This window comes from Streptomyces sp. VNUA24, from assembly GCF_029167005.1.
Classification (GTDB): Bacteria; Actinomycetota; Actinomycetes; order Streptomycetales; family Streptomycetaceae; genus Streptomyces; species Streptomyces scabiei.
In genome coordinates, this window is sequence record NZ_CP119143.1 from 801,514 (window position 1) to 816,645 (window position 15,132).

Here is a 15,132-nt window from a genome sequence, read left to right on the forward strand (position 1 = left end):
ACGCGGGTGTCAGTCACGTTCGCTCCCCAGCGCCAGCCGTACGAGGTCGTCCACGTCCATCTCCTGGATGCCGGTCGCCCGCCCGGACGACTCCTGTTCCTCTGTGTCCGGTCCGGCCAGCTTCAGCAGCGCCTCCAGCAGGCCGGAGTCGCGCAGCTTGGCAGGCGGGATCGTCGACAGGGCCCGGGTGATGTCGGCGTCGGCCGGGGCCGCCGCCGGCAGGGTCTGCGGGGGGCCCGCCGGCGCGAGCCGTTCGGCGCAGTACCCGGCGACGGCCGCCGGGCTCGGGTAGTCGAACACCAGGGTCGCGGGGAGCCGCAGGCCCGTGGCCGCGTTGAGGCGGTTGCGCAGTTCCACCGCGGTCAGCGAGTCGAAGCCGAGCTGCCGGAAGGCGCGTTCGGGGTCGACGGCCGAGGCTCCGGCGTGCCCGAGCACATCGGCGGCGTGCGCGCACACCAGGTCGGCGAGGACGGCGCGGGCGTCGTCGGCGGCCAGGCCCGCGAGCCGCCCGCGCAGGGTGTCCGCCGCGTCGGCGGCGCCGCCGGTGGCCGCCGCGCGGCGGGCTGCGCCGCGCACCAGGGCGCGGAAGAGGGCGGGTACGGGGCCGGTGCCCGCCCTGGCGCGCAGCCTGGCCAGGTCGAGCCGGACCGGGACCAGGACCGCGTCGTCCCGTTCGAGCGCGGCGTCGAACAGGGCGAGACCCTCGTCGGAGGTGAGTGCCCCCACGCCGCCGCGTGCCATGCGCCGCAGGTCGACCTCGTCGAGGGTGCCGGTCAGTGCGGAGCGCTCGGCCCACATGCCCCAGGCGATCGACTGGCCGGGCAGGCCCCGGGCGCGACGGTGCTGGGCGAGCGCGTCGAGGAAGGCGTTGGCCGCCGCGTAGTTGCCCTGCCCGGAGCTGCCGACGGTGCCGGAGGCGGACGAGAAGAGCACGAACGCGGCCAACGGCAGGTCGCGGGTCAGTTCGTGCAGGTGGAGCGCGGCGTCCGCCTTGGGGCGCAGGACGCGGTCCAGGCGCTCGGGGGTGAGCGAGCCGATGACCCCGTCGTCGAGGACGCCGGCCGAGTGGACCACGGCGGTGAGCGGGTGGGTGTCGGGGACGCCCGCGAGGAGCCCGGCCAGGGCGTCCCGGTCGGCCGTGTCGCAGGCGGCGGTCTCCACCCGGGCGCCCAGGGCGGTGAGTTCGTCGACCAGGGCGGTGGCCTCGGGGGTGTCGGCGCCGCGCCGCCCGGTCAGCAGCAGGTGACGTGCCCCGTGCTCGGTGACCAGGTGACGGGCCACCAGGCCGCCGAGGACGCCGAAGGCGCCCGTGACGAGCACCGTGCCCTCGGGGTCCCAGGGCTTGCCGGCCGCGGCCTCGGCATCCGTCGGCGGGGTCCTGGTCAGGCGGGGTGCGAGGGTCCGGCCGTCGCGTACCGCGAGCTGGGGTTCCGTGGCGGACAGGGCGGCGGGCAGGGCCTTCAGGGCCTCGGCCGGGTCCTCGGCGTCGACGAGGACGAACCGGTCGGGGTGTTCGGACTGCGCGGAGCGCACGAGCCCCCACACGGCGGCGGCGGCCAGGTCGCCGATGTCCTCGCCGCGCGCTGTGGCGACACCGCCCCGGGTGACGAGGACCAGACGGGTGTCGGCCCAGCGGTCGTCGGCCAGCCAGGTCTGCAGCAGGCGCAGGGTGCCGGCGAGCGCGGTACGGGCCGCGTCCGCGCTGTTCCCTCCGGGCGGGCAGGCCGTGACGACCACGTCGGGCACGGCGGCGCCCCCGTCCACGGCGGCGGTGAGCGCGTCGAGGTCGTCGTGCGTCTCGGGCAGCAGTCCGCCCTCGCCGAGCGCGGCCCATCGGCCGACGGGCGGCTCGGTGGTGGCGGGCAGGGCGGTCCAGCCCAGAGTGAACAGCGAGTCGCGTCCCGGCGCCGCGGCGCCGCGCAGGGCGTCGACGGCGATGGGCCGGATGGCCAGCGCGGCCACGTCGGCGACCGGCCGGCCGGCCGGGTCGGCGGCGGCCAGCGCCACCGACCCGGTGTCGTCGTAGCTCAGCCGCACACGCAGTTCGGTCGCGCCGGAGGCGTGCAGGCGGACGCCTTCCCAGGAGAAGGGCAGCCTGGCGGTGCCGGGCGCGTCGTTCCGGTCGGCACCGTCCGGGGTGGCCAGCCACAGACCGTGCAGGGCCGCGTCCAGCAGCGCCGGGTGCAGACCGAAGCCGGCGGCCCCCGGGTGCTGGTCCTCCGGCAGCCGGACCTCCACGTAGACGTCCTGGCCGAGGCGCCAGGCGGCGCGCAGACCGTGGAAGGCGGGGCCGTACCCGTAGCCGGCGTCCGCGAACCGCTCGTAGAGGCCGTCGACGGGCACCGGTTCCGCCCCGGCGGGCGGCCATGCCGCGCCGTACGGGTGGGTCTCCCGGTCGGTGGCCCCGGCGGGGGCGAGGACACCGGTGGCGTGCCCGGTCCACGGAGTGGCGGCGCCGTCCTCGCCCCGGGAGAACACGCCGAGGGTGCGCCGCCCGGAGTCGTCGGGCGCGCCGACCCGCACCTGGATCTGGACGGCGGCGTCCCGGTCGAACACCAGCGGTGCCTGGAGGGTCAGTTCCTCGACCCGGGGGCAGTCCGCCTCGTCGCCGGCGCGTACGGCCAGTTCGACGAAGCCGGTGCCGGGCAGCAGGACCACGCCGGAGACCGCGTGGTCCGCGAGCCAGGGGTGGGTGCGGGTCGACAGGCTGCCGGTGAGCACGAGATCCCCGGTGTCGGCGACCTCGACGGCCGTGCCGAGCAGCGGGTGCCCGGTGGCGCCGGGCCCGCGGGGCGTCGCCGCGGGCGGCTGGATCCAGTAGCGGCGCCGCTGGAAGGCGTACGTCGGCAGCTCGGCCGTGCTCTCGCCGGGGAACGCGGCGGTCCAGTCGACCGCACCGCCGCGCACCCACAGGTCGGCCGCCGACAGCAGGACGCGGCGCAGGCCGCCCTCGTCGCGGCGCAGGGTGCCGAGGACGACGGCCTCGCGTCCGGCGGTCTCGGCGGTCTCCTCGATGGCCATGGTGAGCACGGGGTGCGGGCTGACCTCGACGAAGGAGGTGAACCCCTCGGCGGCCAGGACGCGGACGGCGGGGTCGAAGCCGACGGTCTGCCGCAGGTTGCGGTACCAGTAACCGGCGTGCATGCCGGTGGTGTCGAGCCAGCCGCCGTCCACCGTGGAGTACAGCGGGACCTCGCTCGGCAGCGGCTTGATGCCCGCCAGGGCGTCCATGAGGATGCCGTGGATCTCCTCGACGTGCTCGGAGTGCGAGGCGTAGTCGACGTCGATGCGCCGGGCCCGTACGCCCTGGGCCTCGCACTGCGCGAGCAGGGCCGCCAGGGCCCCGGCGTCGCCCGCGACCACGGTGGTGGCGGGGCCGTTCAGCGCGGCGACCGACAGGGCGCCGGCCCAGGGGGCGAGGGCGGCCTCGGCCCGGTCGGCGGGCAGGGACAGGGAGGCCATGCCGCCGCGTCCCGCGAGCGCGTCGAGGGTCTTGCTGCGCAGGGCGACCACCTGGGCCCCGTCCTCCAGGGACAGCGCGCCCGCCACGACGGCGGCGGCGATCTCGCCCTGGGAGTGGCCGACGACGGCGTCCGGTACGACACCGAACGACCGCCAGACCTCGGCCAACGACACCATCGCCGCGAACAGCGCGGGCTGGACGACGTCCACCCGGTCCCAGGCACCGCCCGAGCGCACGGCGTCGAGCAGCGACCAGTCGACGAAGGGGGCCAGGGCCCGTTCGCACTCCTCCATGCGGGCCGCGAACACCGGCGACTCGTCCAGCAACTCCCGTGCCATACCGGCCCATTGGGAACCCTGGCCGGGGAAGACGAAGACCGTACGGCCCACGGTGTCGGCGACGCCGCGTACCAGGTCGGGGGCGGTGCCGTCGTCGGCGAGGGCGGTCAGCGCGGCGGGCAGCCGGGTGCCGTCGCCGACGAGGACGGCGCGGTGTTCGAACGCCGTGCGGGTGGTCAGGGCCCGGCCGATGGCGGCGGGCGGGAGGCCCGGCGTGTCGGCCAGGTGGGCGGTCAGCCGCTCGGCCTGGCCGCGCAGGGCGTCCGGGGACTTGGCGGAGAGCGGCCAGGCGACGGGCCCGACGGTCCGGGCCGGCGTCTCGTCGGGTGTCTCCTGCGGGCTCTCCTCGGGAGCCTCCGCGGGCGCCTGCTCCAGGATCGCGTGCACGTTGGTGCCGCTCATGCCGAACGCGGAGATCCCGGCGCGGCGCGGGCGGCCCGTCGCGGGCCACGGGGTCGTGTCGGTGACCACGTCCACGGCACCGGCCGTCCAGTCGACCTGGGTCGAGGGCCGGTCGACGTGCAGGGTGCGCGGCACCTGCCCGTGCCGGAGCGCGAGGACGGTCTTGATCACACCGGCGACGCCCGCGGCGGCCTGCGTGTGGCCGATGTTGGACTTCAGGGAGCCGATGAGCAGGGGGTGCCCGTCGGAGCGTTCCTGTCCGTACGTGGCGAGCAGGGCCTGGGCCTCGATGGGGTCGCCGAGCCTGGTGCCGGTGCCGTGGGCCTCGACGACGTCGATGTCGGCCGCCGAGAGCCGGGCGTTGGCGAGGGCGGCCCGGATGACCCGCTGCTGGGAGGGGCCGTTGGGGGCGGTCAGGCCGTTGCTGGCGCCGTCCTGGTTGACGGCGCTGCCGCGCAGGACGGCCAGCACGGGGTGCCCGTGCCGCTGTGCCTCGGAGAGGCGTTCGAGGAGGATCACGCCGACGCCCTCGGCCATGCCCATGCCGTCGGCGGTGTCGGAGAACGCCTTGCAGCGGCCGTCGGCGGCGAGTCCGCGCTGGCGGGCGAAGCTGATGATGGCGCCCGGGCTGGACATCACCGCGACGCCGCCGGCCAGGGCGAGTGAGCAGTCCCCGGCGCGCAGCGCCTGGGCGGCCAGGTGCACCGCGACGAGGGAGGCGGAGCAGGCGGTGTCGACGGTGACGGCGGGGCCCTCCAGGCCGAGGGTGTAGGAGATCCGGCCGGAGATCACGCTGGCCGCGCTGCCGGTGAGGAGGTGGCCCTCGTTCTCCTGGGTCTGGGCCACGGAGGCGCCGTAGTCCTGGTAGTTGACGCCGGTGAAGACGCCGGTGTCGGTGCCGCGCAGGCGGTCCGGGTCGAGACCGGCGCGTTCGAAGGTCTCCCAGGAGGTCTCCAGGAGCAGCCGCTGCTGCGGGTCCATGGCGACCGCCTCGCGCGGGGAGATGCCGAAGAAGTCGGCGTCGAACTCACCGGCGTCGTAGAGGAATCCGCCGTGCCGCACATAGCTGGTGCCGGGCTGGTCCGGGTCGGGGTCGAACATGGACTCCAGTGGCCAGCCGCGGTCGGTCGGGAACTCCGAGACGACGTCGCCGCCCTCCTCCAGCAGCCGCCACAGCTGTTCGGGGGTGTGCACCCCGCCGGGGAAGCGGCAGCTCATCGCGACGATCGCGATCGGCTCGTCGGCCGCGCCGGTGCCGGTGGGCGCGGGTTCCCGCGCCTCGGACGCCTGGTGCTCGCCCAGTACCCCGGCGCGGATGTGCTCGGCGAGCACGGCCGACGACGGGTAGTCGAAGACGAGGGTGGCGGGCAGCCGCAGGCCGGTGGCGGTGCGCAGCCGGTTGCGGAGTTCGACGGCGGTGAGCGAGTCGAAGCCGAGTTCCTGGAACGCCTTGCCGGGGCGCAGTTCCTCCGGGGAGTCGTGCCCGAGGACGGCCGCCGCGTGGGTGCGGACGAGGTCCAGGGTGACGCGGCGCTGCTCGGCCTCGGCGAGCCCGTCCAGGCGCTCGCGCAGCACGTTGGCGGCCGGGGTGACGTCCGCGCCGGGCGCGGCGGCCTCCTCCAGCTGCCGCCTGGCCTCGGGTACGCCGGTGAGGAGGCGGCTGGGGCGTACGGAGCCGAAGACGTCCGCGAACTGCTCCCAGTCGACGTTGGCGACGGCGATGACCGTCTCGTCGTCGTCGAGGGCCTGCTGGAGGCCGGTGAGCGCGAGGTCGGGCTCGATGAGGGGCAGGCCCTGCTTCTGGACCCGGTAGAAGTCGGAGTCGTCGACGGTGTCGCGGACGGTCCAGGGGTTGGCGGCCGACCAGACACCCCAGTCGACGGTGGTGGCGCTCAGGCCCCGGGCCCTGCGGTGTTCGGCGAGGGCGTCGAGGTAGGCGTTGCCCGCGGTGTAGGCGGCGTGGTTGCTGCTGCCCCAGACGCCGGCGATGGAGGAGAACATGACGAACGCGTCGAGTTCGTGGTCGAGGAGTTCGTCCAGGTGCCGGGCGCCGTCCGCCTTGGCGGCGACGACCTCGGCGAAGGCGTCGAGCGGGGTGTCGTCCAGGGAGGCGAGCTGGATGTAGGCGGCGGCGTGGAACACGGCGGTGACCGGTGTGCCTTGCTCCTCCAGTCCGGCGAGCAGTCCGGCGATCTGGTCGCGGTCGGCGAAGTCGCACGCGGGCAGGGACAACTCGGTGCCCAGCTCGGCGAGTTCGGCGCGCAGTTCGTCCGCGCCGGGTACGTCGCCGCCGCGCCGTCCGGGCAGCACGAGGTGCTCGGCGCCGCCTCGGGCGAGCCAGCGGGCGACGTGCGGGCCGAGGGCGCCCGTGCCGCCGGTGACGAGGACGGTGCCGCGGGGCTTCCAGACGGGCCGGTTGCCGGGCAGGCGCGGGGCGCGGACCAGGCGGCGGGCGAGCAGTCCGGTGGAGCGGACGGCGAGCTGGTCCTCGCCGGTGGCGCCCGCGAGGACCGCGCGGAGGCGGTCGCGGGAGCGGGAGTTGAGGGCGGTCGGCAGGTCGACGAGGCCGCCCCAGCGGGTGGGGTGCTCCAGTGCGGCGACCATGCCGGTGCCCCAGATCAGTGCCTGGTCGGGGGCGGTGAGGGTGTCGGTGTCGCCGGTGGCGACGGCGCCGTGGGTGGCGCACCACAGCGGGGCATCGACGCCGAGGTCGCCGAGCGCCTGGACGAGGACGAGGGTGAGCGCCGAGCCCGCGGAGACGGCGGGGTGGTCGGGGTGCGGGTGTCCGGCGACCGCGAGGAGCGACAGGGCGCCCTGCGGGGTACGGCCGTCCAGGGCGACGGCGAGCCGGTCCGAGAGGCCGGCGCGGTCGACATCGGTGTCCGCGAGGAGCACGGTGACGGCCTCGGCGCCGGCTTCGGTGACGGTCAGGAGGGCGTCCCGTACGAGCCGGTCGTCCTGGTGGCCTTCGGGCAGGACGACGAGCCAGGTGCCGGTCAGGGCGGCGGCGGGCGGGTCGGTGACCGGCTGCCAGTCGACGCGGTAGCGCCAGTCGTCGACGGCGGCGCCGTCGCGCTGCCTGCGGCGCCAGGCATTCAGGGCGGGCAGGACCGTGCCGAGCGTCTCGGCGTCGACGGCGAGGTTTCCGGCGGCCTCCTCGGCGTCGCCGCGCTCGACGATCCGCCAGAACTCGGAGTCCGCCTCGTCCCCGGTACCCGCCCGCGCGGTGGGTTCGGCGCCCTGGAGCCAGTAGCGCTTGTGCTCGAACGGGTAGGTGGGCAGGTCGGCGCGGCGGGCGCCGGTGCCCTCGAAGAGGACCGGCCACCGGACGGGGACGCCACGCACCCACAGTTCGGCGGCCGAGGTGAGCGCGCGGGCGAGGCCGCCCTCGTCACGGCGCAGGGTGCCGGTCACGACGGTCTGCGGGGCCTCGACGGCCGCGCCTGCCTCGATGGTCTCCTCGACGGACATGGTGAGCACCGGGTGCGGCGAGACCTCGACGAAGACCTGGTGGCGCTGGTCGGCGAGGGCGCGTACGGCACCGTCGAACTCGACGGTCTCGCGCAGGTTCCGGTACCAGTACCCGGCGTCCATCGTGGTCGTGTCGAGCCAGTCCCCGGTGAGGGTGGAGAACAGCGGCACCTGTCCGGCGACGGGCTCGATACCGGCCAGCACCTCGGACAGCTCGTCGCGGATGCGTTCGACGTGCGCGGAGTGGGAGGCGTAGTCGACGGCGATGGTGCGGGCCCGTACGCCTGCCTCCTCGCAGTGGGCGATCAGTTCGCGCAGCGCCTCCGCGTCGCCGGAGACGACCACGGCGGACGGTCCGTTGACGGCGGCGAGGGAGAGCCGCCCGGACCACCGGGCGACGAGTTCGACGGCGCGCTCGCGCGGGACGGCCACGGAGACCATGCCCCCGTGCCCGGCGAGGGCGAGGATGGCCCGGCTGCGCAGGGCCACAACCTTGGCGCCGTCGTCCAGGGAGAGGGCCCCGGCGACCACGGCGGCGGCGATCTCGCCCTGGCTGTGGCCGAGGACGGCGTCGGGCTCGACACCCCAGGAGCGCCACAGGGCGGCCAGTGACACCATCACGGCCCACAGGGCGGGCTGGACGACGTCGACCCGTTCGAAGGGGGGCGTGTCCGGGGCGCCGCGCAGCACGGCGTCGAGCGACCAGTCGACGTACGGCGTCAGTGCCTGCTCGCAGGCGGCGACGGAGGCGGCGAACACCGTCGAGGTGTCCAGGAGTTCCCCGGCCATGCCGGCCCACTGGGCGCCCTGGCCGGGGAAGACGAACACGCGGCGGCCGTCGGTGTCGGCGGTGCCGCGGATCAGCCCGGGGACGTCCTCACCGACGGCCAGGCCGTCCAGGGCGGCCGCCGGGGCGCCGCCCTCCGTGCCGAGGAGCACCGCGCGGTGTTCGAAGGCGGTGCGGCCTGTCGCCAGGGAGTAGCCGGTGTCGAGCGGGCCGGGTGCGTCCGCCTCGGCGAGGCGGTCGCGCAGGCGCCGGGCCTGGTGGGCCAGGGCCTGCGGCGACTTGGCGGACAGCACCCAGGGCAGGTCCCGCGGCCCGGCTTCGGGCGCGGTCCCGGCCTCGGTCTCCTCGGGGGCGGGCGGTGCCTGTTCGAGGATGGCGTGGACGTTGGTGCCGCTGAAGCCGAAGGAGGAGATGCCCGCGCGGCGGGGTGCGCCGGTGTCGGGCCAGTCGCGTGCCTCGGTGAGCAGTTCCACCTCGCCGGAGGCCCAGTCGACGTGCGGGGAGGGCTCGTCGGCGTGCAGGGTGCGCGGGAGGACGCCGTGCCGCAGGGAGAGCACGGTCTTGATCATTCCGGCGACTCCGGAGGCGGCCTGGGTGTGGCCGATGTTGGACTTGAGTGCGCCGAGCCTGAGCGGGCGGCCGTGCGGGCGGTCCTGCCCGTAGGTGGCGAGCAGGGCGTCCGCCTCGATGGGGTCGCCGAGGGTGGTGCCGGTGCCGTGCGCCTCGACGACGTCGACGTCGGCCGCGGTCAGTCCGGCGTTGGTGAGGGCCTGGCGGATGACGCGCTGCTGGGCGAGGCCGTTGGGGGCGGACAGGCCGTTGCTGGCGCCGTCCTGGTTGACGGCGCTGCCGCGCAGCACGGCGAGCACCGGGTGGCCGTTGCGGCGGGCGTCCGAGAGCCGTTCCAGGAGCACCACGCCGACGCCTTCGGCGAGGCCCATGCCGTCCGCGGAGGCGCCGAACGCCTTGCAGCGGCCGTCGGCGGCGAGGCCGCGCTGCCGGGAGAAGCCGACGAAGACGCCCGGGGTGGCCATCACGGCGACACCGCCGGCGAGGGCGAGGGAGCAGTCGCCGCCGCGCAGGGCCTGCGCCGCGAGGTGCGTCGCGACCAGGGAGGAGGAGCAGGCGGTGTCGACGGTGACCGCCGGGCCCTCCAGACCGAGGGTGTACGCGACGCGCCCGGAGACCACGCTGGCGGCGCCGCCCGCGACCAGATGTCCTTCGCCGCCCTCCGGCGAGGAGCCGGCGAGGGAGGTGTAGTCCTGGTAGTTGACGCCGGCGAAGACACCGGTGGGGGTGGTGCGCAGGGACGCCGGGTCGATGCCCGCCCGTTCGAACGCCTCCCAGGAGGTCTCCAGGAGCAGCCGCTGCTGCGGGTCCATGGCGACCGCCTCGCGCGGCGAGATGCCGAAGAAGGCCGGGTCGAAGTCGCCCGCGTCGTGCAGGAAGCTGCCCTCGCGGACGTAGGAGGTGCCCTGGTGGTCGGGGTCGGGGTGATAGAGGCGGTCCAGGGGCCAGCCGCGGTCGGCGGGCATGCCGGACAGCACCTCGCCGCCGTCGACGAGCAGTTGCCACAGCCGCTCGGGGGTGTCGATGCCCCCGGGGAAGCGGCAGCTCATCGCGACGATGGCGATGGGCTCGTCGGGGTCCGCGACGGGGACGACGGCCGCCGTGGCCGCGGCGGGGGCGGTGTCGCCGAGGAGTTCGGTGCGCAGGTGCTCGGCGAGGAGCGCGGCGCAGGAGTAGTCGAAGACGACGGTGGCGCGCAGCCGCAGGCCGGTGACCTGGTTGAGACGGTTGCGCAGTTCGACGGCGATCAGTGAGTCGAAGCCCAGTTCGCGGAAGGCCCGGTCGGGCAGGACGGCGTCGGCGGACTCGTGGCCGAGGACCGCGGCGGCGTTGGTGCGCACGAGTTCCAGCAGGGTCCGGCGGACCTCCGGTTCGGCCAGCCCCGCGAGGGTGCGGCGCAGCGCGGAGGAGCCGTCGGCGTCGTCCGGGTCGGGTTCGGTCCGGTCCTCGGCGGTGGCCAGGGCGCGGACGTCCGGGAGGTCGGCGATGAGGGGGCTGGGCCGTACGGAGGTGAAGACGGGCACGAACCGGGCCCAGTCGACGTCGGCGACCACGACGACGGTCTCGTCGTCGTCCAGGACGCGCTGGAGCCCGCCGACGGCCAACCGCGGGTCCATGAAGGGGATGCCGCGTTCGAGGAGGGCGCGTTCGAGGTCGCTGGTGGCGAGGCCGCCGCCCTCGGCGCTCCAGATGCCCCAGACGACGGAGGTGGCGGCGAGGCCCCGGCCGCGTCGGTGGGCGGCGAGGGCGTCGAGGTAGGCGTTGCCCGCCGCGTAGGCGGCGTGGTCCGCGCTGCCCCACACCCCGGAGACGGAGGAGTACAGGACGAACGCGTCGAGGTCGGTGTCGGCGAAGACGGCGTCGAGGTGGGCGGCGCCCTGGACCTTGGCTGCCAGGGTGGCGGCCATGCTCTGAGGGTTCTCGTCGCGTACGGGGAACAGCTGGGCGGCCGCGGCGGTGTGCAGGACGGCGCGGACGGGGTGGCCCTCGGCGGCGACCCGGTCGACGAGCGCGGCGAGCGCCTCGCGGTCGGTGATGTCGCAGGCGGCCAGGGTCACACCGGTGCCCAGGGCGGTGAGTTCGGCCGCCAGTTCGTCGGCGCCGGGGGCGTCGGCACCCCGGCGGCTGACGAGGACCAGGTGGTCGGCGCCGCCCCGGGCGAGCCAGCGGGCGGCGTGCGCGCCGAGCCCGCCCGTGCCGCCGGTGACGAGGACCGTGCCGGAGGGCCGCCAGGGAGCCGACGGCGCGGGGGTGGAGGGGGTGGCGCGGACGAGCCGGCGGGCGTGCGCCCCGGAGGACCGTACGGCGAGCTGGTCCTCGTCGCCGGCTCCGGCCAGGAGGTCGGCGAGCAGGTGCCCGGCGCGTGCGTCGCACCGCTCGGGCAGGTCGATCAGACCGCCCCACAGGTTCGGGTGCTCCAGCGCCACCGTGCGGCCGAAGCCCCAGACGAGGGCCTGGACCGGGTGGGGCACCGGCTCGGACGGGTGCACCGGGACGGCGCCGGAGGTGACGCACCACAGCGTGGTCCGGACCCCGAGGTCGTCCAGCGCCTGGACGAGGGCGGTGGTGAGCGCCAGGCCGACGGGCAGGGCGGGCAGGCCCTCGTGCGGCCGCTCGTCGAGGGCCAGCAGGGACAGCACTCCGGCGGGGGCGGCCTGCGTGCCGGGCTCGGTGGCCAGCACCTCGCGCAGGTGGTCGGTGAGCCGGGACCGGTCGGTGTGGGTGTGGTCGAGGACGACGAGTTCGGGGTCGGCGCCGCGCTCGCGCAGGGCCTCGACGGCACGGGTCACCGCCGCGTCGGCGGTGTGGCCGTCCGGGACGAGGACCGGCCAGCGGCCCCCCAGCGGTGCGGCTGCCTTGGCAGTGAGCCGCTGCCACGAGATGTGGTAGCGCCAGCCGTCGAGGACGGCCCGGTCACGGCGGTCGCGGCGCCAGGCGGAGAGCGCGGGCAGCACGTCGCTCCAGCTGGCGGCCTCGACCCCGAGCGTGGCGGCGACCGCGGCGACGTCCTCGCGTTCGACGGCGGCCCAGAAGGCGGCGTCCGCGGGGTCGGTGGTGTCCTGCGTGGTGCCGGGCCGGGTCTGCGGCTCCAGCCAGAAGCGCCGGTTCTGGAAGGCGTACGTCGGCAGTTCGACCCGCTCGGGCCGGTGGGCGGCGAACACGGCCGCCCAGTCCACGGGCACGCCGTGCACGTGCACCTGGGCGAGGGCGGTGAGCACCCGGTGCAGGCCGCCCTCGTCGCGGCGCAGGGTGCCGGTGACCAGGGTCGGCGGGGCCGGGACCGCGGCGTCGGGATCGGCGAGGTCGTCGAGGGTGTCCTGCGTCGGGACGGTGAGCACGGGGTGCGGGCTGATCTCGACGAAGACGCTGTGTCCGCGCCGGACGAGGTCGCGCACGGCGGCGTCGAACTCGACGGTCTGCCGCATGTTCCGGAACCAGTAGTCGGCGTCCAGGCCGGTCGTGTCGAGGGATCCACCGGTCACCGTGGAGCAGAACGGGATCGTGGCGGCGGTGGGCCGGACGCCGACGAGCGCGTCGAGCATGCCGTCGCGCAGCGGGTCCATGTGCGCGGAGTGGCCCGCCACGTCGGCCGCGACCCGCCGGGTCCGCACCTCGCGTTCCTCGCACTGGCGGAGGAACTCCTCCAGGGCCTCCGGGTCCCCGGAGACGACCGCGGAGGCCGGGCCGTTGACGGCGGCGACCGACAGGCGGCCCTCCCAGGCACGCAGGCGGTCCCGCAGGGTGTCGGCGGGCAGCGCCACGGAGGCCATGCCGCCGGTGCCGGACAGTTCCAGCTGGGCGCGGCTGCGTAGGGCGACGATGCGGGCTGCGTCGTCGAGCGACAGGGCGCCGGCGACGTACGCGGCGGCGATCTCGCCCTGGGAGTGGCCCACGACGGCGTCGGGTTCGACCCCGTAGGACCGCCATACGGCGGCGAGGGAGACCATCACGGCGAACAGCACCGGCTGGACGACGTCGATGCGGTCCAGCGACGCCGCGTCGGGCTCGCCGCGCACGACCGCCGACAGCGACCAGTCCAGGTGCGGGGCGAGGGCTTGTTCGCAGTCGGCCATGCGGGCGGCGAACACCGCTGACTCGTCGAGGAGTTGGCGGGCCATGCCGACCCACTGGGAGCCCTGGCCGGGGAAGACGAAGACGGTCCTGCCGTCGCCCGCGCCGGTGCGACCGGTGACCGTCTCGGCGGCGCTGGTGCCCGCGGCGACGGCGGCGAGCCCGCGCAGGAAGCCCTCGGGCCGGTCGGCCACGACGACGGCCCGGTGCTCGAAGGCGGAGCGGGTGGCCGCCAGCGAGTGGCCGACATCGGCCGGGCGGAGTCCGGGCCGGTCGGCGAGCCAGGAGGCGAGCCGGGCGGCCTGGTCGCGCAGCGCCTCCGGGCTGCGGCCGGACAGCGGCCAGGGCACGGTCGGCAGGGGTTCCGCGCCGGACGCGGAGTCGGACCCGGACTCCGGCGCGCCGCCCGGTGTCCGGCCGACGGCGCTCTCCCGCTCGGCGCCGGGCGCCGGCTCGGCGGTGCTCCGCGGACCGCCCGCGCGCTCCTGCTGGTCGGCGGACCGCGGCCCGGTGCCGGACATCTGCCCAAGGGCGCTCCCCTGTCCGGTGCCGGACATCGGCTCGGCCGAGCCCTGCCGGACGCCCTCGGGCGCCCGCTCGGCGGCGGGCCGCTGCTCGGCCTCGGGTGCCTGCTCGATGATGACGTGCGCGTTGGTGCCGCTCATGCCGAACGAGGAGACGCCCGCACGGCGCGGGCGGTCGGCGACGGGCCAGTCGCGCCGCTCGGTGAGCAGCCGCACGCCGCCGGAGCTCCAGTCGACGTGCGGGGTGGGCGCGTCCACGTGCAGGGTCTGCGGCAGGACGCCGTGCCGGATCGCCATGACGACCTTGATGACACCGGCCAGGCCCGCCGCGGCCTGGGTGTGGCCGATGTTGGACTTGATGGAGCCGAGCCACAGCGGCCGGTCCCCGTCGCGGTCCCGGCCGTAGGCGGCGAGCAGGGCGTCGGCCTCGATGGGGTCGCCGAGCCGGGTGCCGGTGCCGTGTGCCTCGACGGCGTCGACGTCGGCCGGTGCCAGCTGGGCGTCGGCGAGCGCGGCGCGGATCACGCGCTGCTGCGAGGGGCCGTTGGGGGCGGTCAGGCCGTTGCTGGCGCCGTCCTGGTTGATGGCGCTGCCCCGCAGCACCGCGAGGACCGGGTGGCCGTTGGCGCGGGCGTCGGAGAGGCGTTCCACGAGGAGCACGCCGATGCCCTCGCCCCAGCCGGTGCCGTCGGCGGCCGCCGCGAAGGGCTTCGCGCGGCCGTCCCCGGCGAGGCCGCCCTGGCGGGAGATCTCCACGTAGGCGCCCGGCATGGCCATCACGTTGACGCCGCCGACGAGCGCGAGCGAGCACTCGTCGTTGCGCAGGGACTGCGCCGCGAGGTGCAGCGCCACCAGCGAGGCGGAGCAGGCGGTGTCGACGGTGACCGAGGGCCCCTCCAGGCCCATGACGTAGGAGACGCGCCCGGACATGACGCTGATCGCGTTGCCGGTCATCAGGAAGCCCTGGACGCCCTCGGGCGCCCCGTCGGCCAGCGACATGTACCCCTGGTCGATGGAGGCGGCGAACACGCCGGTACGGCTGCCGCGCAGCGACACGGGGTCGATGCCGCCTCGTTCGACGGCCTCCCAGCAGGTCTGGAGCATCAGCCGCTGCTGGGGGTCCATGGCGAGCGCCTCGCGGGGCGAGATGCCGAAGAAGGCCGGGTCGAAGCCGCCGGCCTCGTCCAGGAAGGCCCCGGTGACGGGGACGCCGGAGCCGGCCAGTCCGGTGGTGTCCCAGCCCCGGTCGGCGGGGATCCCGGAGTAGGTGTCGCGGCCGTCCGCCACCAGCTCCCACAGGTCCTCCGGACTGTGCACCCCGCCGGGGAAGTGGCAGCTCATCGCGACGACGGCGATGGGCTCACGGCTGCGCTCCTCGACGTCCCGCAGCCGTCGCCGGGTCTGCTGGAGGTCGATGGTGACGCGGTTGAGGTAGTCGCGGAGCTTCTGCTCGGTCCGGTCGCTCACTGTGCGTTCTCGCCTTCTCCTGGAAACTGCCGTACGTGG

The 15,132-nt window shown here is 75.9% G+C and carries 1 protein-coding gene; it reads right to left on the minus strand.

The annotated features are described in order from the left end of the window. Window positions 1-9: 9 nt before the first annotated feature. A complete protein-coding gene (locus PYR72_RS03250; protein WP_275453766.1) occupies window positions 10-15,093 on the minus strand; it encodes a type I polyketide synthase in 15,084 nt (5,027 codons plus the stop codon). Between the last annotated feature and the right edge of the window lie 39 nt (window positions 15,094-15,132).